Here is a 22,161-nt window from a genome sequence, read left to right as displayed (position 1 = left end):
TCAGCGCATCTGCCGCCGCACCAGTTCGTGGAGCCGCCCGCCCGTGTCCGCCAGCAGTTCGGCGGGCGGCCCCTGCTGGACCACGCGCCCCTGCGACATGACGACCACACGGTCCGCGTCCAGCACCGTGGACAGCCGGTGGGCGATCACCACCCGGGTGGCCCGCAGGGACCGGGTGCTCTCCATCACCGTGCGCTGGGTCTCGTTGTCGAGCGCGCTGGTGGCCTCGTCGAAGAAGAGGATCCGGGGGCGGCGGACCAGAGCCTGGGCGATCATCAGACGCTGGCGCTGCCCCCCGGAGATCGCGCCGCCCCCGGAGATCATCGTGTGCATCCCCATCGGCATCCGCTTGATGTCCTCGGACAGACCCGCCATCGCGGCGGCCTCCCAGGCCTCTTCCTGGCTGAAGACCTCGGCGCCGCAGATGCAGTCCAGGATCGAACCGGACAGCGGCTGCGCGTTCTGCAGGACGACCCCGCACTGGCGGCGCACCGCCGCCCGGTCCAGCGCCGCCAGGTCCTGGCCGTCGTACAGCACGCTGCCCGTGACCGGTTCGCCGAAGCCGATGAGCAGCCTCAGCAGCGTGGACTTGCCGCAGCCGCTGGGGCCCACGACCGCGACGAACTCGCCCGGCCGCACGCTCAGCGACACGTCGTCGAGCACCAGGGGGCCGTCGTCGGTGTAACGGAAGGAGAGGCCCCGCGCCTCGATCGCCCCCGACAGCGCCCCGGGCCGCGTACCGGAGTCCCGGACCTCGGGCGGCTCGTTCAGCACCGGCTCGATCTGCTCGAACATCGGCAGCACGGACGCGGCGGACACGAACGCCCCCGTGAGCTGCGTGACCGCCGTCAGCAGCATGGTCACCGCCGTGTTGAAGGTCAGGAACTCACCGGCGGACATCGACCCGCGCGCCGGACCCGCGAGAAGGACGAACATGACCAGTGAACACAGCGGGAGATAGGCCGCGTTCAGGACCGCCGTCAGATTCTTGATCCGGCCCGCCCGCTTCTGCAGCTCGCGGCTCTCGGCGAACCGCTCCGCCCACGCCCCGTACGCGAAGCTCTCCGCCGCGGCCACCCGCAGCTTGGGCAGGCCGCGCAGCGTCTGGAACGCCTGGTTGTTCAGCTTGTTGCCGAGCTCGACCAGCCGGCGCTGCCAGCGCAGCTCCCACATCCCCATGGTGAGGAACACCCCCGCGATGACGACCAGCATCGCGACGGCGGTGAGCGCGAGCGGCACGCTGAACCAGAGCAGCAGGGCCAGGTTCACCGCCCCCAGCGTGCCCGCCTGCACCGCCACCGGGCCGATGCCCGACAGCACCCGGCGGATCGCGCTGACCCCCATGGCCGCGCTCGCCAGTTCGCCGGTGGAGCGCTCGGCGAAGAACGTCGCCGGCAGCCCCAGCAGCCGGTCCCACACCGCGGGCTGGAGCGTGCTCTCGATGCGGCCCTCCAGGCGCAGAAGGGTCAGGTTCTGCAGGAGCGTGAAGGCCGCCGAGACCACCCCGGTGACGATCACGGCCAGCGAGACCTGCACGATGAGGGAGTTCTGCGCTCGGGGTACGTACACGCCGAGTACCCGGCCCGTCGCGAGCGGCACCAGGGAACCGAGCACGACCGTCACCAGGCCCGCCAGCAGCAGATTGCGCAGGTCGCCCCGCGTGCCGCGCAGACCGAAGCGCAGCAACTGCCAACGACCGAGGGGCCGCTCCGGAAGCGGCCGGTAGAACATGACGGCACGCTCCTCCAGCTCCCGTGCCGCGGCGGCGTCGACCCGCGCGCGACGGCCCGTCAGCGGGTTCACCGCGTCGTACCCGCCGCGCCGCCACAGCAGGGCGACCGGCGCACCCGAGGCAGCCCGGTGGCCGACCAGCGGCCCGGAGTTCTCCCGCCACCAGCGCCCGTCGAGGCGGACCGGGCGGCTCCGGATCCGTGCGGCGACCGCGATCCGCTCGACCGGGTCCGTACGCTCGCCCACCCCGCCGCCGGCCGCGCCCCCGGCGAGCGTGATGCCCGACTCCCGGGCCACCAGCCGGCAGGCCGCGTACACGGCGTCGTCCGTCGCCCCCACCGTGCGCGAGGGGTTCCTCCCGGACCGGCCGATCGACGTCAGCAGGGCCTGATCGGCCTCCCTGCGGACGGCCTCGCCCGCCTTCATGCCGGCCGCCGTACGGTCCTCATGGGCACGCTCGGCCTGCTCGATCCAGCGGTCCAGCGCCGACAGCAGGCGGTACTGCTGGTCGACCATCCCCTGCCACATCGCGCCGTCGACCAGCAGGTCACCGGCGGCCTCGGCGTCGAACGCGGCGCCGTACCCCACACTGCCGGGCGGTACCGGCTGCCAGAGGGCGTCCTCGTCGTCCCCGACCGTTCCGTCCAGGGCGGTCCGGCCGTCCAGCGGGGCTTCGAAGAGCACCTGCCGGCCCCGGCCGACACCGAGCGAGAAGGCGTACTCCAACGGGCTCGGCGCGGCCTCGCCGAGGCCCTGAGCGCCGTCGTGAGCACTGCCGTACACGTGATCCGGTGTGCCGGGGCGGTACAGCTCCCGCAACGGGATGCGCCGCAGCCCGCACTCCCGCAACGGCCGCCCGACCAGCGTGTGCCGCGGCCCCGCCACCGGGCCCAGCACCAGGGAGCCCGGCTCCAGACGGCCGAGGAAGTGCCAGTGGCCCTGAGCCGCCGCATCGACGGCGAAGAGGTCGAGTCCACCGCCCACTACGAGCCACAGCACCTGGGGCCCCTCGAGTGACAGGCTGCGCAGCTCCGCGCAGTCGACCGGTGCCCCCAGCGCTCCCAGCGCCGCGACGACCGGGTCGTGCGCCGGGGCGCCGGTGCCGTCGAGGTGGTGGTGTACGGAAGTCACCTAGTGCTCCCTGACCAGTTCGGCGTACGAGCCGCCCGCGGCCACCAGCTCCTCGTGCCGCCCGCGCTCCACGACCGATCCGTGGTCCAGGACCACGATCTCGTCGCTGTCACGGACTGTGCTCAGCCGGTGGGCGATCACGACACAGGCGCAGCCGCGCCGCCGGAGGTTGTCGATGATGATCAGCTCGGTCTCCGCGTCCAGGGCGCTGGTGACCTCGTCCAGGACCAGGACGCTCGGGCGGCGCACCAGGGCCCGGGCTATCTCCAGGCGCTGGCGCTGCCCGCCGGAGAAGTTGCGGCCGTCCTGCTCAACCCGGCCGTGGATCCCGCCCGGGCGACGGGCGACGACGTCGTACAGGGCGGCGTCCTCCAGCGCGGTGACGACGGCCTCGTCGGGGACCGAGGGGTCCCACAGCGCGACGTTGTCGCGAACCGTTCCCTCGAACAGGAAGACGTCCTGGTCCACGAAGGAGAGGGAAGCGGCGAGGGCGCCCCGGGGTATGTCCTCCAGACGCTGCCCGTCGATGCGGATCGTGCCCTCCCACGGGCTGTAGAGCCCCGATATCAGCCGGGACACCGTCGACTTGCCGCTGCCCGAGCCGCCGACGAGCGCCACCTGCTGCCCCGGTCCGACGGACAGCGAGAAGCCGGTCAGCAGCGGCTCGTCGAGCGGGCTGTAGCCGAAGGTGATGTCCTCCAGCGTCACATGACCCGTCAGACGGCGGGTGCTCGCGGCGGGCTCCCTGCGTGAGTACAGGGCGTCGACCGGGAAGTTCTCCACGTCCTTCAGACGGGCCACGTCGGCCGCGAAGTCCTGGACCCGGCCCGCCACCGCGTTGAGCCGGGTGACCGGAGCGGTGAAGCGGGTCACCAGTGCCTGGAAGGCGACGAGCAGACCGATCGAGAGGTGCCCCTCGACCGCGCGCAGCCCGCCGATCCACAGGATCAGCGCGCTGTTGAGCGTCGCCAGGGCCGGGGCGACGACGCCCAGCCACGCGCTCGGCACCCCGAGGCGCTGCTGCTCCTCCAGCGTGGTGGCGTGCTGGCCGGCCCAGCGGCGGAAGTACCCGTTCTCCCCGCCGGTCGCCTTCATCGTCTCGATCAGCTGCAGGCCGGTGTACGCGGTGTTGGTCAGCCGGGCGCTGTCGGCCCGCAACTTCTGCGTGCCGGTGGCCCGCAGGCGTACGACGACGCGCATCGCCACCACGTTGAGCAGCGCGATCCCCACGCCGATGACGGTCAGCTGCGGATCGTAGGTCCACAGCAGGAACGCGTAGAGCAGGACGACGATCCCGTCCACACCGGCCGCGGTGAGGTCCCGGGCCAGTGTCTCGGCCACCGCGTCGTTCGACTGCAGCCGCTGCACGAGGTCGGCGGGGCTGCGCTGGGCGAAGAAGGTGACCGGCAGCCGCAGCAGGTGGCGGAAGAACCGGGCGCTGCTCAGCGTGGACGAGATGACGCGCCCGCGCAGCAGGTTCGCCTGCTGCAGCCATGTCAGGACGAGGGTGAGCGCGACCATCGTGCCCATCGCGGCGAACAGCACCCCCAGCAGGGAGGTCTGCTCCCCGATCAGGAACATGTCGATGTACGTACGGCTCAGGGCCGGGAGCGCCGCGCCGACCCCGACGAGCAGCAGGCTGGCGAGCAGAGCGGCCAGCATCGTGCCCGAGGTGCCGCGCAACCGGGCGGGCAGCGCGCTCATGACACCGGGCTTCCGGCCGCCGCGCCGGAACCCCTCGCCGGGTTCGAGGACGAGTACGACACCGGTGAAACTCGTGTCGAAATCCTCGGCGGGCACGAAACGGCGGCCCTTGTCGGGGTCGTTGACGTACACACCCCGCCGTCCGAGACGGCGCCCCGTCCCCTCGTACACGACGTAGTGGTTGAACTCCCAGAAGAGGATGGCCGGGGCCCGGACCTCGGCGAGTGCGGTGGGCTCCATCTGCATGCCCTTGGCCCGCAGACCGTAACTCCGTGCTGCCTTCAGCACGTTGCTGGCCCGTGAGCCGTCGCGGGAGACGCCGCAGGCGATGCGCAGCTCCTCCAGCGGCACATGCCGGCCGTAGTGGGCCAGGACCATGGCCAGCGAGGCCGCGCCGCACTCCAGCGCCTCCATCTGCAGGACGGTGGGTGTGCGGACGGTCTTCCTCTGGGCGGGCTTCCGGGCGGACCTCGGCCGCCGTCCGCCCGGCGGCGCGCTCGCGGGCCGGTGTCTGCCGCGGACGGCGGGGGGCAGCTGCTGAGCCCGGGGGGAGGGGTGGGGGGCGGTCACGGAAGCAGCCAATCGATCGGGCGCTGGTCGGCCAGGTGGACCGAGCCGGTGGCGGGGGTCATGGAGCCGAGCGCGAACGGCGGGCCCTGTGCCGAGGACCACCGGTAGCCGGACTCCGTGGTGTCCGAGGGTTCGAGCCGTACCTGGACGGCCATCGGCCTGCCGTGCCGTGAGAACTCCTCGCCGAGCTGGGCGTCGCCGAGGAAGCGGGTGATCTGCTGCTGCGTCCGGGCCGTCCTGCCGACGGCGGCCACGTGCCCGCGCAGCACGCCGTACTGCTGGGCCGGTACGGACTGGACGGTGATGTCCACCGGAGCGCCGGCCCGGATCCCGGAGGCGCTGGCGCCCGGTACGTACAGCATGACGACCAGGGGGTCGCCGGCGCCGTCGACCCGTTCCACGCTCGCCACGTCGGCACCGGTGGTCACCACCGCGCCGATCGTGGCCGTCACCGTGGTGAGCCGGCCCCGGTCGATCGTGCGGACGGTGCGCTCACCCTGCTGCGTACGGACCTTGAGGAGGGGGGCGTCGGCCGGCAGCGTCTCGCCCTCCTCGGCGAGCACCTCGGTGATCTGACCGGACACCGGACTCTGCAGGAGGTAGCTGCCCCGGGCATGGGTGAGGATGCCGGGGGCGCCGACCGTGGTGGAGAGGGACCCGGTGACCGCCCAGAAACAGGCGGCGGCCATGACGGCCATGGTGACCCCCAGCACGAGCAGGCCCTGCGGGCGGGCGAAGCGCACCGGAAGGTCGAGCTGTTCGGGCGACTGCAGCTTGGTCAGCGCCTGTTGGCGGAACTGCACGGCTCTTTCCTCACCTGTCAGCGGTCGGCACCGAGCCCCGGAACCGACGGGTTCCGGGGCTCGGCGGGTACGGCCGTCTCAGAGACCGGCGACGAGGCCGGTGGCCAGGCCGGTGACCGCGCCCGTGTTCACGCCGGTGGTCGACTCGACCAGACCGGTGGCGGAGCCGACGAGGCCCGAGACCGGGGCGATGGAGTCGGCCGTGGCGGTGACGTTGCCGACCACGGTGCCGACGAGGCCGCCGGACACGTTGTCCAGGTCGTTGTCGGAGATCTCGCGGGTCTCGACCTGGGGGGTGAGGTTCATGAGGAAACTGCCCTTCGTAGGGAAAATGCTTACCGACGGGAACCCGTGGCCGGGCTTCCGTATGGGCCAGGATCAAAGCATGCCGATGCGTCGAACGGCTAATCGGGTGAGAGGGAATGGAAGGCGATCGGCGTGCTCGAATAATCGCGCGTGCAGACATGTTCATTTTCCGGCACCCATTCCTTCACGAGTTTCACCGGATACCTTCGGATCCGTCGCGGACCGGCTTCGCCGTCACGGGGGCACACCCGGGCAAGCGGCTGGAGACCGGCATGGACCTGGTGTTTCGTGTCAGGTGCGTGACCGGGGTGCGCACGCGGTGTGCAGGTTTCCCCTCTCCGGACGGTGGTGCGCGTGCGGGCGGGTCCGGGGTGACGGAAAGGCGGTGGACCGCGTCACCGGGTGGGCGAAAAGGTGAACAGAGTTCTTCTCCGGCGTGCGGTAGTCGAAAGGAATCAACGCCTGCACCGTTCGTGTGCGGCAATTGTGTGCGGCTTTTGTGGGTGCCGGGAAATGCGTGGAGTTCGTCCTCTTCTCCGTTTTACGGCCGACACGCCGCCTCCCGGCATGTGAGGGAATCGTGACCCGGCCGCTCCGTGTGGGGCGGCCCGTCGCCTCCAGGGCGCACGAGTCGCGGAGCGGGGGCGCGGAGCCCCATACATCCGATGAAACGTCTGCCTCGCCCTTCTCTCGGGGCGGGCGCGGCGCTACGATCGGGGTGCTTCTGGGAGCGCTCCCACTCTGTCACGCCCGTACCGCCGCCGTGCGGCGGTCCATTCCGGAGAGGACGTTCCCGTGCGCCCCAGCGCAAGAACCTTCGCCGCCCTCGGGGCGGCCCTCGCCCTGACCGCAGGGTTGTCGATCACAGGTACCCCGGCGGCGGCTCGGCCCGCTGAGGTCCCCGCCGTGACCGAAGCATCCGATGTGTCCATCGCGGCGGACACCTACACCTGGAAGAACGCACGGATCGACGGCGGCGGCTTCGTACCGGGCATCGTCTTCAGCCGGTCCGAGAAGAACCTCGCCTACGCCCGCACCGACATCGGCGGCGCCTACCGCTGGGACCAGGCCGGCAGACAGTGGAAGCCGCTGCTGGACTGGGTGGACTGGGACCGGTGGGGCTGGTCAGGAGTCGTCAGTCTCGCCTCCGACACCGCAGATCCCGACAACGTGTACGCGGCCGTCGGCACGTACACCAACAGCTGGGACCCGAAGAACGGCGCCGTCCTGCGCTCCGTGGACCGCGGGGCCTCCTGGAAGGCCACCACGCTCCCCTTCAAGCTCGGCGGCAACATGCCGGGGCGTGGCATGGGCGAGCGGCTGGCGGTCGATCCCCACAAGAACTCCGTGCTCTACCTGGGCGCGCCCAGCGGCAACGGGCTGTGGCGCTCCACCGACGCGGGCGTCACCTGGTCCCAGGTGAAGGCCTTCCCGAACCCGGGGAACTACGTCCAGGACCCCTCCGACACCAGCGGATACGGCAGCGACAACCAGGGCATCGTCTGGGTGACCTTCGACGAGCGCTCGGGCAGTGCCGGCAACGCCACCCAGGACATCTACGTCGGTGTCGCCGACAAGGACAACACCGTCTACCGCTCCACGGACGGCGGCGGCACCTGGTCGCGGATCGCCGGCCAGCCGACCGGATACCTCGCGCACAAGGGGGTGCTCGACCCGGGCACGGGCTACCTGTACCTGACGACGAGTGACACGGGCGGCCCGTACGACGGATCCAAGGGCCGCGTCTGGCGCTACGACACGGCGACCGGCCGGTGGACGGACGTCAGCCCGGCCGCGGAGGCCGACACGTACTACGGCTTCAGCGGTCTCTCCGTGGACCGGCAGAAACCCGGCACCCTGATGGCCACGGCGTACAGCGCATGGTGGCCCGACACGCAGATATTCCGGTCCACGGACAGCGGCGCGACCTGGACGCGGGCCTGGGACTACACCAGCTACCCCGACCGCTCGAACCGCTACACCCAGGACATCTCGTCCGTGCCCTGGCTCAGCTGGGGTGCCAGCCCGGCGCCGCCCGAGACCGCGCCCAAGCTGGGCTGGATGACGGAGTCGCTGGAGATCGACCCGTTCGACTCCGACCGGATGATGTACGGCACCGGCGCGACGGTCTACGGCACCGAGAACCTCACCTCGTGGGACTCCGGCGGCCGGTTCTCCCTCACTCCCATGGTGAAGGGGCTGGAGGAGACGGCGGTCAACGACCTGGCGAGCCCGCCCTCCGGGGCGCCCCTGCTGAGCGCGCTCGGTGACATCGGGGGCTTCCGGCACACGGACCTCGACGCCGTGCCCCGCATGATGTTCACCTCCCCCACCCTCGACACGACCACCAGCCTCGACTTCGCGGAGTCGTCCCCGGACACGGTCGTACGCGTCGGCAACGCCGACGCCGCCCCGCACATCGGCTTCTCCACCGACAACGGGGCCACCTGGTTCCAGGGCTCCGAGCCCTCCGGGGTCACCGGCGGAGGCACGGTCGCCGCCGCGGCGGACGGCAGCGGGTTCGTGTGGAGTCCGGAGGGCGCGGGCGTCCACCGCACCACCGGGTACGGCACCTCCTGGACCCCGTCCACCGGGATTCCCGCCGGCGCGGTCGTCGAGTCGGACCGGAAGAACCCGAAGAAGTTCTACGGGTTCAAGGCCGGCACCCTCTACGTGTCGTCCGACGGCGGCGCCACCTTCACACCCCGGGCGAGCGGACTGCCCGCCGAGGGCAACGTCCGTTTCAAGGCGCTGCCGGGAGCCGAGGGCGACCTCTGGCTCGCGGGCGGAACGGCTACGGGCTCGTACGGGCTGTGGCGCTCCACCGACTCCGGGACGAGCTTCACCGAGCTTCCGGGCGTGGAGCAGGCCGACAGCGTGGGCTTCGGCAAGGCCGCCTCCGGTGCCTCCTACCCGACGGTCTTCGTCAGCGCGAAGATCGGCGGGGTGCGCGGCATCTACCGGTCGACGGACACGGGCGCGCACTGGACGCGGATCAATGACGACGCGCACCAGTGGGGTTGGACCGGAGCTGCGATCACCGGCGACCCGCGGGTGTACGGACGGGTGTACGTCTCCACCAACGGGCGCGGCATCCAGGTCGGGGAGTCCTCCGGAACCGACGGCGGCGGCACGGACCCCGGTACCGAGGAGCCTCCCGCGGGCGCCGTCTGCTCGGTGTCGTACACGGTCACCCACCAGTGGCCGGGCGGCTTCCAGGCCGATGTGAAGGTCACCAACACCGGTGGTGCGCCGTACGACGGCTGGCAGGTGGGCTGGTCCTTCGCGGACGGGCAGAAGGTCACGCAGATGTGGAACGCGACCCACCGTCAGGACGGCGCCCGCGTGACGGCGGTCGACACCGGGTGGAACGGGAAGGTGGCGGCCGGTGCCTCGGTCGGCTTCGGGTTCTCAGGCACCTGGACGGGCCGGAACGCCGAACCGGACGCGTTCACGCTCGGCGGCAGGACCTGCACGGTCACCTGACGCGCGGACCGGTGCGGGGGGAGAGCTCCGCTCGCCCCGCACCGTCACGTCCCCTGACCGGAAGCGACAGCACGCCCCTGCTCGCGGGGGCGCCGGGGGGCGGGCCCCCGGAGGTGACGTGGGGCGGCTGCGGGGGCGGACCCCCCGGACGTGACGCGGGGCCCGGCAGCCGCTGCCGGGCCCCGCGTCGCACCGCACGCGGCGCCTCTCACCCCGCCTCAGGGAAAGGACACCACCTGGGACGGGACGGTCGACGTCCCGGAGGTGGGGGCCCCGGTGTCGTTGATGACGTGTTCGTACTGGCCCTGCCCGCCCAGCGACACCACCAGCAGGTCGTGGAATCTCACGCCGGGTCTCACCGGCGCCTGGAAGCCGTGGTGCTGACGGATCGTCGGGTTCACGTTGAAGTAGCAGTAGCTGCCCATGCCCCAGCCCTCGTGGGTGGTGACGGAGTCGCCGACCTTGTAGGCGGCGTACCCCTTGATGTCCCCGTTCTGGATGGCGGCCTGGTCGGGTGCGTCGTACGCCTTCTCGTTCTGGAAGAAGACGGTCTTCCCCCGCTCGCCGTACCACTGGACGTCGTACTTGTTGAAGTGCTCGACGAACAGGCCGGTGGCCAGGACGTCGTCACCGTTCACCCGGAGACCGTAGTCGGAACGGTTGGTCTCCCAGCCGACGCCGTCGCCGTGGTCGGCGCGCCAGAGCCAGGTGTGGTCGACGACGGTGTCGTCGCTGTTGACCACCATCCCGGTGGTGGCCTTGCCGGCGCCCGCGCCGCCGATCCGGACGAAGACGTCCTGGACGGTGGTCGGGTTGGCCGCGTGGTCGGCCGAGGCGCCCTCGGGTCCCACCTCGACGAGCACCTGGGAGTTCTGCGTACCCGCGTCGATCAGCAGGCCGGCCAGTCTCACGCCGTCGACGTCACCGACCCTCACGGCGGTCACCCCATTGTCCGGGATGATCGTCGCCAGGCCGAGGCCGAGGGCGACGGTGTTCGCGCGGTTGATCTCGATGGGCTCGTCCACGTGGTAGATGCCCGGGGTGAAGAGCAGGTGCAGCCCTTGACGTACCGCCGCGTTGATGGTCCGGGCGGTGGCGCCCGGCTTGACCACGTAGAACTGGTTCAGCGGGATGGACTCGCCCTGCGGCGTGCCGTTCCACGAGACACCGCGTGCGTTGGTGCGCTTGGCCGGGACGAAGACCTTGTAGTCGTTGCCGTCCAGATAGAGGAACGGTTTCTCGCGTGAGACCGGGGTGCTGTCCAGCGTGGTGTACGGGGGCTCGGGGAAGCTCTGGGCAGGAGCGCCCTCGACCCCGGAGAAGGTCATGTTCCACACTCCGTTGCCCCAGCCGCCGATGGAGCTGTCACGGGTGTACCACTGCTGCTGGGAGTAGGGGCCGACCTGGCCGTCGATCTTGCTGTCGGCGATGTAGCCGCCGCTGGCCCAGCCGTAGCCGGCGGGTGCGAGGTTGAGCCCGCCTTTGACGTGCATCCGGCGGAAGGGGGCGGCCTGGGAGACGGCCCAGCGATCGGTGCCGTTGACCGGGTTGAGGGCGAGGTTCTCGGCCGAACGCCAGAAGTTCTGCGTGGCGTTGCCGTTGAACCAGCCGGCGTCCACGGTCACGTCACCGTTGAAGGTGGTGTCGTCGGGCTTCAGCCCGAGACCCGCGATCGAGGTGTAGAAGCCGATCTGGGCGTTGATGTTGTCGTACGTCCCCGGCTTGAACATCAGGGCGTAGCGTCCGGTGCCGAACTGGGCCGACTCCTGCCGTTTGAAGATCTCGTCGACCTTGCCCTGGATGTCGGGTGTCGAGGGGTCGAACACCAGGACGTTGGGCCCGAGATCGCCGCCACCGGGGATCTGCGGGTCCACCCCGCCGCCGGCCGTGCCGAACACCTGGAACTCCCAGAGGGAGTACCCGTACGCGGTGGCACGGGTGGTGCCGGTCAGCCGGACGTAGCGGGCGGTGCCCGAGAGGGTGAGGGTCTCCGTGCCGCCCGGACCCGTCGTGGTGGAGTAGGCCGTGCTCCACGTGCTGTTGTCGGACGAGAACTCGATCCGGTAACCGGTCGCGTAGGCGGCCTCCCAGCGCAGCACGATCTGGCTCACCGAGGCGGCGGAGCCCAGGTCGACCTTGATCCACTGTGGGTCGGCGAAGGCGCTCGACCAGCGGGTCCCGTTGTCACCGTCGACCGCGGAGGCGGCCGGGGTCCCGCCGTTCTCCTGGCTGGAGGAGGTGACGGTCCTGCCCTGGGAGAGCAGTGCCGGCGCCGCGTTCGCGGGGACCTGCGGGACGAAGGCGAGGAGCGAGAGGACGAGGCCGGCGACGGCGGCGAACACGCCGCCGCGCCTTCTGCTCGGTGCCGCCAGGGGGGTGCGGAGTGTGGGGGGTGCGTGCATGGGGGTCTCCTGAGTCGTGGGGCGAGTACACGACGCGCACAGCCTGGAGAGCGCTCTCTCCTCCGGCTGAGCGAGATACTCCACCCTTGTTGGGGACGCGTCAAGAGATGAGGTGCGGGCCGATGAAACAAGGGCTGTTGGCCACAAGAACTGACGGCACGACGTCGGTAGCCGCCCTGTCGGCTCACACTCCTCGGTGACCGGTGCGGGACTGCGCGGCAATCTGTTCACGAAGTGGCGGCCCGCCTTGCCGGGCCGCTTACGTCCGCCCGTGGCCGACGTACGCGAGCGCGCCCGACCGTACGGCGGGAGGAGGCCGGTTCTCGTCCCGCCCGCACCGGCATGGTCGGCACGCTGTCCGTGGCCCGGGCGGCACCGGTGGACCCGTCGGGGCCCCCAGTGAAGAACGCCGAGGTGTCCACGGGAGCTGCCGGGCGGCCGAAGTCCCCCATGGAGCGCTCCGCTTCACCCTAGTCCAGGGACGCCGACGCCACCGGCCGGCCGTCACCGACGGCCCGCCACCCCACCCGGCCGGTCCCCCCGGGCCTCCCGGCGTGACGGACGTCGAGACGCCGGCCGTCCAGGACAGGCGGTAGGCAGTGCACCGGAAGAGACCAGGACCGAGGCGCCCCGGACTGCCGCCCCGGCCCGCCGCGGTCCCCTACACCGGTGATCATTTGTGACCCAAACCCCCTACCGGCGTGGCGTGCCCTCCAACGGGTGACATCTGGCTCCCCGTCACACGTTGAGCCCACTCCGTCGCTCGAATGCGGGGTTCCCGAGTGGTGCGCCTCCGGATTTCGGCTGACGGTGGATCACGTCACCCCCGCGATCCGATGGGCCGGCAACCGGCCGGCCTGAGCGGGGATGGCGAAAGGACTGTGTATCCATGCGCTCTGCCCGCACCCTGTTCGCATCGGCCGCCGTCACGGCGGTCCTCGCGGTCTCCGTCCCCGCCTCGTACGCCGTGACCGCGGCCGATGGCTGGGACAAGGACAGCGGCTCCTCCTCCAGCAGCGACGACGGCCGTGAGAAGCCGGACTCGTGGAAGCACGACAAGCCCGAGGGCGGTATGCACACCGGTGGCGGTGCGCTGGCCGGCGTCTCGGCCGACGACTGGCAGAAGGACAAGGAGATGGACAAGGGGGAGGAGAAGGAGAAGGAGAAGGGTTCCGAGGCCGGTAGCGACGAAGGCCGCGAGAAGTCGGAGACCTGGAAGCACGACAAGCCCGAGGGCGGCATGCACGCCGGTGGCGGTGCGCTGGCCGGCGTCTCGGCCGACGACTGGCAGAAGGACAAGGAAGAGGGCTCCGAGGCCGGCAGTGACGGCCGCGAGAAGTCGGAGACCTGGAAGCACGAGAAGCCCCAGGGCGGCATGCACACCGGCGGTGGAGCCATGGCTCTGTCCGGCAGCAGCCTGGCCGCCGGTTCGGTCCTGATGCTCGGTGGCATCGGTGCCGCCGCGTACCGGCTGCGCCGTCGCAACGCCTCGGGTGCCGCGGCGGTCTGACAGACCCCCGCACCGCTGAGAACGCTGTCGTGGCCGCCGTCCTTTCCCGGGCGGTGGCCGCGCCGATTTCCTCCTCCGGCCGGGCAGCACCCACGCTGACCCCGCCCTTCCCCTCGTACCACGTATGCGAAAGGCAGCACCCGTATGGCCGCCCAGCAGCCGTCCGAACCGGATTCCGCCTCCCCTGCCCTCGGCCGTTCCCTGCTGTGGCCCGTTGTGGCGGTGGGGCTGGGCTTCCTCCTCGTCTACAACTCCTTCGACGCCTCCGCGGGAGTCCCGCCCGCCGCCCCCGCCCCGGCCGTCACAGCTCCTGCCACCCCGGCGCCCGTTCCCTCCGCCTCCGCCTCCGCCTCCGCCTCCGCCTCCGCCTCCGCTGCGGTCTCCGGGCTGCCCAGGTCGGAACCCGCACGCATCTCGATCCAGGAGATCGCGGTCGACGCGCCCTTCACACCGCTGGCCATCGGCCCGACCGGACAGCTGGACGCGCCGCCCGCGGACGACAGCAATCTGGTCGGCTGGTTCGAGGACGGGGCCACCCCGGGTGAGCGCGGCACCTCGGTGGTGGCCGGTCACGTCGACACGAAGACGGGTCCGGCCGTGTTCCTGCTGCTCAGGACCTTGAAAGCGGGCAGCACGGTGGACATCACCCGGAAGGACGGCGTCGTAGCCACCTTCACGGTGGACTCGGTCGAGACGTTCAGCAAGACCGACTTCCCCAACGACCGTGTGTACGCCGACAACGGCACCGCCCAGCTGCGACTGATCACCTGCGGCGGTGAGTACGACAAGAAGGCGAAGGACTACAAGGACAACGTCGTGGTGTTCGCCCACCTGAACTCCGCCAAGAAGTCCTGACACCCCCCGGCGTCCGCTCCCCTCGGATCCGTACGGGCGGCGCCGGGCCCCCTTCACCGCAACGGCGGCGCGCCCGGCGGAGTGCCGTCGCGCCGCCGGGCATCGCGGGCCGGTCCTCGGGCCCGGTTACGGGAGCGGCTCACCGCGTGCGACGGCGGGCGGGGCCGCGCCCTGAGCGCTCAGCGGGCGCTCGCCCGCTCCGCGGCGGCGACCTGGTGCAGGGTCCGGCCGGTGCGGGCCGAGCGGGCGTGGTACGGATCGGGCGTGCCCGGCCGGTCGTGGACGGCCTGCCGGTCGTTCGCCTTGATCAGCAGCCACGCCTCCGGGCCCTCGGTGCCGCCCTCCTCGCCCACGTGGAAGCGGGTGAGGGCGAACTCGCCGTGCAGCTTGGTCCCGGCGAGCCGGAAGGTGGCGTGCCCGCGCTCCAGCGCCTCGCTGAGCGGGACGGGCGTACCGGAGGGGTCGTGGCTGAGCGACTCGTACGTGCCCTGGTCCCAGACGATGACGGTGCCGCTGCCCTGTTCCTCCTGCGGGATGACGCCCTCGAACGTGCCGTACTCCAGCGGATGGTCCTCCGTCGGGACGGCCAGCCGTTTGTCCCGGGGGTTGTCCGACGGCCCGCGCGGAACGGCCCACGACCTGAGTACGCCGTCGACCTCGAGCCGGAAGTCGAAATGCATGCGTCGGGCGTCATGGATCTGCACCACGAAACGCCGTGTGCCTTCGGTGTCCACGACCGTGTCCTTCCGACGGGAAGCGGTCGGACGGTGCGTGCCCCGCGCCCGCTCCTCGGGGCCGCGCGGGTCCCGCACAGTCCGTTACCTCCACTGTGCCGCCGCCGGCCCCGTACCGCACGGCGCACCGGCACAGCCCGCACCCCACGGCCCCGGCCGCGCCGCACGCCACGGGGCGCGCACGACCGCCGGTCAGTCCGTGTACCGCTGCAGGAGGCGGCGCCGAAGGTCCGTCCGCGGTGCGTGGGGTCCCCGGCGACCGTCAGCAAGTCCCCCCGCGGACGTAGCATGATCCGCATGGAGCAGCGCACACTCGGCAGGACCGGCCGTGACGTATCGGTCGTAGGACAGGGCACCTGGCAGCTCGGCGGGGACTGGGGAGAGGTGGCGGAGGCCGACGCCTTCGCCGTCCTGGACGCCGCCGTCGAGTCGGGGGTCACCTTCTTCGACACCGCGGACGTCTACGGCGACGGGCGCAGCGAACAGCTCATCGGCCGCTACCTCAAGGACCGCCCGGACGCGGACGTCTTCGTGGCCACGAAGATGGGCCGGCGCGCCGACCAGGTCCCGGAGAACTTCGTACTCGACAACTTCCGTAAGTGGAACGACCGTTCCCGTGCCAACCTCGGCGTCGACACGCTGGATCTCGTACAGCTGCACTGCCCGCCCACGAGCGTCTACTCCTCGGACGCGGTCTACGACGCCCTCGACACGCTCGTCGCCGAGCAGCGGACCGCCGCCTACGCGGTGAGTGTCGAGACGTGCGCGGAGGCGCTGAAGGCCATCGCGAGGCCCGGGGTGGCCAGCGTCCAGATCATCCTCAACCCGTTCCGCCTCAAGCCGCTCGACGAGGTGCTCCCGGCCGCCGTGGAGGCCGGCGTCGGCATCATCGCGCGGGTGCCGCTCGCCTCCGGGCTGCTGTCGGGGAAGTACACGGCGGACACGGTCTTCGCTCCCGAGGACCACCGCACGTACAACCGCCACGGCGAGGCGTTCGACCAGGGCGAGACCTTCTCCGGCATCGACTACGCGACCGGCTTGGCGGCGGCGGGGGAGTTCGCCGCGTTCGCGCCCGAGGGCGCCACACCCGCACAGACCGCCTTGCGCTGGATCATCCAGCAGCCGGGCGTCACGAGCGTCATCCCCGGTGCGCGTTCACCGGAGCAGGCCCGCGCCAACGCGGCGGCTGCCTCGCTCCCACCCCTGCCGCAGAGCACCCTGGACGCGGTGCGTGAGCTGTACGACCGCCGGATCCGCGCGGAGGTCCACTCCCGCTGGTGAGTCCGGCGGGCTCAGTCCTCGCCGTCCTCGTCCCCGGAGTTGTTCCCCTCGCCGCCCTGCCGGGGGCTTTCCCCGGTGGGGCCGGCCGGGGCGCCGGGCGCCGGCGCTTCGGATCCCGCGGTCGGGGAGACGGCGGGATCCGGGGTGTCCGCCGCACCGGAGTCCGGTGAGAACAGGACAGTCCCCAGATAGACGGCTGCCACGAAGGCGATCGTCCCCGCGACGGCGCTCGCCACACGGGGGCGGCGGCGGATGGCCTCGCCGGTGCTCATCCGGGTCGTGGTCGCCGACCGGGCAGCCCGGGGGGCGGGAGCCGCCCGTCTTCGGCCGGTGGCCTGGGGCAGCCGGTACGTCGGGGCGGCCTGAGCGGGCGGTGCGACAGCCGCCGCCGGGGGAGCCGCGAGGGGCGGAGCGGCGGGGACGTGGTGCGGCAGCGGCTCGGGGCGACCGCGCCAGGCGTCCGTACGGAACCAGTCGGAGACCTGCTGCGCACTCGGCCGGTCCTCGGGCTGCTTGGCCAGCAGTCCCAGCAGATACGAATCGAAGGCGGGGGAGATGTCGACCCCCCGCTGCCTGACGGGCACCGGGGGAGTGTCCACGTGCTGGTAGAGCGTCGCCGTCGCCGTGTCCGAGCGGAACGGCGGATCCCCCACGAGCAGTTGGTAGATGACACAGCCCAGGGAGTACATGTCCGACGCCGAGTCGGCGGTACGCCCGAGGGCCCGCTCCGGAGCCAGGTACAGACTGGTGCCGACGATGTGGCCGGCTGTGGTCAGCGCCGTCGAGGGATCGTCCACGAACTGGGCTATGCCGAAGTCCCCGATCTTCACGGACCCTTCGGCGTCCAGCATCAGGTTGCCCGGCTTGATGTCACGGTGGACGATGCCCTGCCGGTGTGCTGCGGCCAGACCGGCCGCGGCCTCCCCGGCGATCCGGGCCACCTGTTCCGGCCGGATCCGGTCCTCGGCCTCCAGCAGGTCCCCGAGGCTCCTGCCCTCGACCAGCTCCATCACCAGGAAGAAGCGGTCCTCCCAGGAGCCGAAGTCGAACACGGCGACCAGGTGAGGATGGCTGAGCCGCGCGGCGGTCTGCGCCTCCAGGCGGAACCGCGCGGTCGACGAGGCGTCGGCGTGATCGCCCAGCAGCAGCTTCACGGCCACGGCCCGGCCCAGCACTTCGTCCGTGGCGCGCCACACCTCGCCCATACCGCCACGGCCGATGGGGGATATCAACCGGTACCGTCCAGCTACCAGCACCTGTGCACACCAATCTCGAACTGTGGCCCGCTCCGACTGCCGCGGTGGTCACCCGGTCGGCCTCGTGGGCTCGGTTCGGTGCGTGGGGCACGCGGCATGATCAGGATATCCGGCCCGGGGACCATTCCTCGCCCGGTCGGCCGCCGTCCTTCAGGTTCCGGCCATTCTCCGGGCCGGAGGCCCGTGCCGCGGCCGGAATCAGCCGGCCGTGAGCCAGTCGAGTACGGCGGTCGCCTCGAACTCGGCCTGCCCGCCCCGGAAGAGGAGTTCCGCGGACCTGAACACCGCCTCGTCCGCGGTGGACCGGAGGTAGGGGACCGCGATACAGCGCATGCCCGCCGCGTGCGCCGCTTCCACACCCGGTGCGGCGTCCTCGACCACCACACAGGCGGAAGGTTCCGCGCCGAGCCGCCGGGCGGCCTCCAGGAACACGTCGGGCGCGGGCTTGCCGCGGGCCACCTCCTCGGCGGACACGTACACCGGGACGTAGGCGTCCAGCCCGGTGACCGCGAGCGTGGCCTCGATCGCGGCCCGCGACGAACCCGACGCCACCGCCATCGCGACCCCGGCGCCGTGAAGACGCTCCACGAGCACGCGCATCTCGGGGAAGACCTCGGTGCAGGCTCCGGCGAGCTCCAGGTAGAGGGCGTTCTTGGCGGCCAGGAGCTCGTCGACCGACGCCTCGATCCCGTACTCCGCGCGCAGGACGGTGAGCGTCTCGCGCGTGCCGACCCCGATGAAACGGGAGTGGTTCTCCCAGCTGAAGTCCTCCACGCCGTAGCGGGCGAGGAGCCTGCGCCCCGCCTCGTAGTAGTTCGGCTCGCTGTCGACGAGGGTCGCGTCGAGGTCGAAGAGGACGCACGGGGCCGAAGCATGAGGACCATTCATGGTCAGCAGCATGCCGGACGCCGGTCAGCCCGGTTCGCGCGCCGTCCGCCCCACCGCTTCGACCAGCGGCAGGACGCGGTGCGCGACCCGCTCGCGCAGGGCCACCTCGGTCCGCGTCCGCACCACACCAGGGAGCTGGATCAGCTGCTGGATCACGTCCTCCAGGTGGCCGTTGTCCCGGGCCACGACCCGCGTCAGCAGATCGCCCCCGCCGGTGGTGGAGAACGCCTCGATGATCTCGGGGACGCCCGCGAGGGCCTCGCCGACCTCGTCCAGGTGCCCCTGGGTCACCTCCAGGTGCACGAAGGCGAGCACCGGATGGCCGAGCGCGGCGGGGGAGAGGGAGGGTCCGGTGCCGGTGATCACCCGGTCCCGTTCGAGTCGGTCCAGACGGGCCTGCAGGGTGCCGCGGGCCACGCCCAGGATGCGCGCGTACTCGCGCACGCTGGTGCGCGGCTGCTCGATGAGCAGGCGCAGGATGCGGGTGTCGAGGGCGTCCACCGCCATGTCCGGCTGCTCTCCTCCTGGCTCGGTGATCCGACGCCCGACTGTACCCAGCGGTCCGGCCCGCCGTGCCCGCCGCCGTCCCGCCGACGCGGCCCCGGCCCCGGTCCCGGCCGGGTACCCGCGTCCGCCCCCGGGTGCTGCCCGTCAGTACAGTGGGCGGATGGTGAACCTACGGGAGCAGATCCTCGCCGAACTCGGCGTCAAGGCGACCATCGTCCCCAAGGTGGAGATCCGGGAACGGGTCGACTTTCTCAAGGACTACCTGCGGTCGACCCCCGCCACGGGCTTCGTGCTCGGGATCAGCGGCGGCCAGGACAGCACGCTGGCCGGCCGACTGTGCCAGCTCGCGGGTGAGGAACTACGGGCCGAGGGGCACGAGGCCACCTTCGTCGCCGTGCGGCTGCCGTACGGCGTGCAGGCCGACGAGCACGACGCGCAGATCGCGCTCGATTTCATCCGGCCGGACCGGTCGATCGAGGTGAACGTCAAGCCGAGCTCGGACGCCGTCGCCGCGGAGTCGGCCCTCGGCCTGCGGGAGCTGCTGGGCAGCGAACCCACACTGCGGGACTTCGTACGCGGCAACATCAAGGCCCGCGAGCGCATGGTGATCCAGTACTCGATCGCCGGGCAGCTCGGCCTGCTCGTCGTGGGCACCGACCACGCGGCCGAGGCGGTCACCGGCTTCTTCACGAAGTACGGCGACGGCGGTGCCGACGTGACCCCGCTGACCGGACTGACCAAGGGGCAGGGCGCGGCTCTGCTGCGGGAGCTGGGTGCGCCGGCCAGTACCTGGGAGAAGGTGCCGACCGCCGACCTCGAGGATGACCGGCCCGCGCTGCCCGACGAGGTCGCGCTGGGCCTGACGTACGCCGAGATCGACGACTACCTGGAAGGCACCGACGTCGCGCCGGACCTGGCGGCGCGGGTGGAGTCGGTCCACCGCGCGACCCGGCACAAGCGGGCCGTCCCGGTCAGCCCGCTCGACGACTGGTGGCGGAGCTGATCCGGCGCGGCCGTGTGGTCGGGGCCCGGACCCGGTCCGGGCCGGGCCGGTGACGGGAGCTGATCCGGCCCAGGACCCTCTCGGTGGACGCCGGCGGAGCTGACCCGTCCCCTGGCCCCGTGGCCGGCTCACCCGCGTTCGGGCCTCCCGGCCGTAGCGGCTGACAGCACGCCCGCGGCCGACGTCGGCCGCACGCTCGGCCATTGGCCGACCCGTGGTGCGGGAATACCGGGCATCAGTGTGCCGATGGCACAGTGCTTCGGTCGCGTGTTGAGCCACCGGTCGAAACCGTGGTGTGATGGTCCCGTCGATGGCGCTGCGGATTCCGTGGCGCCCTTTTTCATGCGAAGGGGCGGGAAGCTGTGCTGAAGAGGGTGTTCGTGGCTCCGGACCCGGGCCGACTGCGCCTGCGCGGCGGTGTCCGAGCCGTCCTCGGCATCGGGCTGGCCGTCGTCGTGTGCGGTCTGGCCGGCCACTCACTCGTCGGAGCCGTGACCGGGGGCATCGCGGCGCTGCTGGCCCTCTTCACGGTCACCGACACCACGGTGCGCGGGCAGGCGGTCACCACGGCTCTGCTCCCCGCCGCCGGACTCCCCGTGCTCGCCCTCGCGGCCGTGCTGCACGACCTGCCGGTGGCGCGCGACCTGGCCTTTCTCGCGGTCATGGGGGCCGGCGTCTACGCCCGGCGATGGGGGCCCCGCGGGCATGCGCTCGGCGTGTTCGCGTTCATGGCCTTCTTCGTCACGCAGTTCCTGCACACCCTTCCCGGCCAGCTCCCCGAGCTGTACGCGGCCGTGCTGCTCTCCCTGCTCGCCTCGTCGGCCGTCCGCTTCGGCCTGTGGTGCTACGAGCGGCGGCGGCCCACGGCCGCCGTGCCGTATCCGGTGGCGGGCCGGGGCCTGACCCGGGCCACCACGCGCCAGGCGGTCCAGGCGACCGTGGGCGGGGCCCTCGCGCTCCTGGTGGGCCAGGTCCTCTCCGACGAACGCTGGTACTGGGCCGTGGGCGCCACCTGGTGGGTGTTCGTGAACACGACATCGCGCGGCGAGACGCTCGTGCGCGGCTTCCGCCGGGTGCTCGGGACACTGATCGGCATCCCGGTCGGCCTGCTCGTCGTCGTACCCCTGCACGGGGCCGCCGTACCCACCGCCGTCCTGGTGGCGGTCGGCGTCTTCGGGATCTTCTACTCGGCGGCCGTCTCGTACACGTGGATGATGTTCTCGGTGACGGTGATGGCGGGTGCGCTCTACGGGCTGCTCGGCGTGCTGGACCCGGCGTTGCTCACGCTGCGCCTGGTGGAGACCGGGGTCGGAGCGCTCGGCGCGATGGTGGCGGTACTCCTCGTCCTGCCGGTCACCACGCATGCCACCACGGACGCGTGGATCCAGCGTGCCCTGCGCTGTGTACACGCCTGCACCGAGGAGGCCGCCGCCCGGCTGGCGGGTTCCGCGACCGCCGACCCCGCCCCCCGTGTCGCCGAACTGGAGGCGCTCCTCGGCCGGGTACGGCTGTCGCTCGGCCCGCTGGTGCATCCCCTGAGCCCGCTGCGCGCCCGTAAGGCACGGGCCCGGCAGGTGCTCGATCTGCTCGACGTCTGCGCCCACGAGATCCGCGGTCTGGCGTCCGTCGCGGCGGACCCCGAGGCGTCCCACGACGCCCGTCTCGCCGCGGCCTGCTGGCGTGTCGAGGCTTCGGTGGAAGCGCTGACCGCGGCGGAGCGCGGACCGCACCGCGCCGGTGCGCCGGCCTCCGCCGCCGGCTTGCTGCCGTCCGCCCCCGTTCCGGTTCCGGAACACGGGCTCGTACAGCCCGCGCTCGCTCACCTGCACAGCCTCGAAAGGGCGCTCGCGGAACTCGCCGCCCCCCTGCACAGCTGTCCGCGCGCCCCGCTGATCGGTGCCTGACCGCCCGGCTTCCCCTCCTGCCTTCCTGCCCACTCGCGGCATTGGTCCGTACCAGAAATCGCTGCCTGCTACGGTCGGAAGGGGAGATCG

The 22,161-nt window shown here is 71.9% G+C and carries 15 protein-coding genes; 6 read left to right on the top strand and 9 right to left on the bottom strand.

Going from position 1 to position 22,161, the window contains the following annotated elements; all coding sequences use genetic code 11:
• The 4 genes from ACH4VO_RS08020 to ACH4VO_RS08005 all read right to left on the bottom strand — a co-directional run bounded on the left by ACH4VO_RS08020 (position 1) and on the right by ACH4VO_RS08005 (position 6,245).
• On the bottom strand, positions 1-2,862 hold the full coding sequence (locus ACH4VO_RS08020; RefSeq protein WP_360984687.1) for an NHLP bacteriocin export ABC transporter permease/ATPase subunit: 2,862 nt from the start codon (positions 2,860-2,862) through the stop codon (positions 1-3).
• Positions 2,863-5,136: an NHLP family bacteriocin export ABC transporter peptidase/permease/ATPase subunit gene (locus ACH4VO_RS08015; RefSeq protein ID WP_360984690.1), complete on the bottom strand. Its 2,274-nt coding sequence runs from the start codon at positions 5,134-5,136 to the stop codon at positions 2,863-2,865.
• Complete coding sequence (locus tag ACH4VO_RS08010) at positions 5,133-5,939, bottom strand: HlyD family efflux transporter periplasmic adaptor subunit (protein WP_360984693.1); 807 nt, start codon at positions 5,937-5,939, stop codon at positions 5,133-5,135. The genes ACH4VO_RS08015 and ACH4VO_RS08010 overlap by 4 nt, the downstream gene beginning before the upstream one ends.
• 78 nt (positions 5,940-6,017) lie before the next feature.
• Positions 6,018-6,245 (bottom strand): type A2 lantipeptide, encoded by a 228-nt coding sequence (locus tag ACH4VO_RS08005; RefSeq protein ID WP_360984696.1) that lies wholly within the window; start codon positions 6,243-6,245, stop codon positions 6,018-6,020.
• A 795-nt stretch (positions 6,246-7,040) separates the two neighbouring features.
• Here ACH4VO_RS08005 and ACH4VO_RS08000 point away from each other — a divergent pair.
• The gene (locus ACH4VO_RS08000) at positions 7,041-9,731 is read left to right on the top strand and encodes a cellulose binding domain-containing protein (protein ID WP_360984699.1); all 2,691 of its coding nucleotides are present in this window, start codon (positions 7,041-7,043) and stop codon (positions 9,729-9,731) included.
• Positions 9,732-9,949: 218 nt separating this feature from the next.
• On the opposite strand, the gene ACH4VO_RS07995 is transcribed toward ACH4VO_RS08000, so the two are convergent.
• Positions 9,950-12,133 carry a discoidin domain-containing protein gene (locus tag ACH4VO_RS07995; protein ID WP_360984702.1) on the bottom strand — a complete coding sequence of 728 codons (2,184 nt, stop codon included), beginning with the start codon at positions 12,131-12,133 and terminating at the stop codon, positions 9,950-9,952.
• Between the two features lie 889 nt (positions 12,134-13,022).
• Between ACH4VO_RS07995 and ACH4VO_RS07990 the strand changes: the two genes are divergently transcribed.
• Both ACH4VO_RS07990 and ACH4VO_RS07985 read left to right on the top strand, forming a co-directional pair.
• Positions 13,023-13,643, top strand: coding sequence for a hypothetical protein (locus ACH4VO_RS07990; protein ID WP_398440898.1), 621 nt, complete (start codon positions 13,023-13,025; stop codon positions 13,641-13,643).
• 144 nt (positions 13,644-13,787) lie between these two features.
• Positions 13,788-14,498: a class F sortase gene (locus ACH4VO_RS07985; protein ID WP_360984708.1), complete on the top strand. Its 711-nt coding sequence runs from the start codon at positions 13,788-13,790 to the stop codon at positions 14,496-14,498.
• Positions 14,499-14,677: 179 nt separating this feature from the next.
• Here ACH4VO_RS07985 and ACH4VO_RS07980 read toward each other — a convergent pair whose 3' ends face one another.
• Entirely contained in the window at positions 14,678-15,232 is a 555-nt protein-coding gene (locus ACH4VO_RS07980; protein ID WP_360984711.1) for a DNA polymerase ligase N-terminal domain-containing protein, read from the bottom strand.
• Positions 15,233-15,520: 288 nt separating this feature from the next.
• On the opposite strand from ACH4VO_RS07980, the gene ACH4VO_RS07975 reads away from it, so the two are divergent.
• Positions 15,521-16,513 (top strand): aldo/keto reductase, encoded by a 993-nt coding sequence (locus ACH4VO_RS07975; RefSeq protein ID WP_360984715.1) that lies wholly within the window; start codon positions 15,521-15,523, stop codon positions 16,511-16,513.
• An 11-nt stretch (positions 16,514-16,524) separates the two neighbouring features.
• On the opposite strand, the gene ACH4VO_RS07970 is transcribed toward ACH4VO_RS07975, so the two are convergent.
• The 3 genes from ACH4VO_RS07970 to ACH4VO_RS07960 all read right to left on the bottom strand — a co-directional run bounded on the left by ACH4VO_RS07970 (position 16,525) and on the right by ACH4VO_RS07960 (position 19,164).
• Positions 16,525-17,718 carry a serine/threonine-protein kinase gene (locus tag ACH4VO_RS07970; protein ID WP_360985066.1) on the bottom strand — a complete coding sequence of 398 codons (1,194 nt, stop codon included), beginning with the start codon at positions 17,716-17,718 and terminating at the stop codon, positions 16,525-16,527.
• A gap of 249 nt (positions 17,719-17,967) precedes the next feature.
• The gene (locus ACH4VO_RS07965) at positions 17,968-18,657 is read right to left on the bottom strand and encodes an HAD family phosphatase (protein ID WP_360984718.1); all 690 of its coding nucleotides are present in this window, start codon (positions 18,655-18,657) and stop codon (positions 17,968-17,970) included.
• A gap of 24 nt (positions 18,658-18,681) precedes the next feature.
• The gene (locus ACH4VO_RS07960) at positions 18,682-19,164 is read right to left on the bottom strand and encodes an Lrp/AsnC family transcriptional regulator (protein ID WP_360984721.1); all 483 of its coding nucleotides are present in this window, start codon (positions 19,162-19,164) and stop codon (positions 18,682-18,684) included.
• Between the two features lie 160 nt (positions 19,165-19,324).
• Between ACH4VO_RS07960 and nadE the strand changes: the two genes are divergently transcribed.
• Both nadE and ACH4VO_RS07950 read left to right on the top strand, forming a co-directional pair.
• Entirely contained in the window at positions 19,325-20,167 is an 843-nt protein-coding gene (nadE, locus tag ACH4VO_RS07955) for an ammonia-dependent NAD(+) synthetase (RefSeq protein WP_360984725.1), read from the top strand.
• A 362-nt stretch (positions 20,168-20,529) separates the two neighbouring features.
• On the top strand, positions 20,530-22,071 hold the full coding sequence (locus ACH4VO_RS07950) for an FUSC family protein (protein WP_360984728.1): 1,542 nt from the start codon (positions 20,530-20,532) through the stop codon (positions 22,069-22,071).
• Positions 22,072-22,161 lie beyond the last annotated feature (90 nt).

This window comes from Streptomyces sp. NPDC020780 (genome assembly GCF_044334475.1).
Taxonomy (GTDB): domain Bacteria; phylum Actinomycetota; class Actinomycetes; order Streptomycetales; family Streptomycetaceae; genus Streptomyces.
This window is presented reverse-complemented; position numbering and strand designations above follow the sequence as displayed.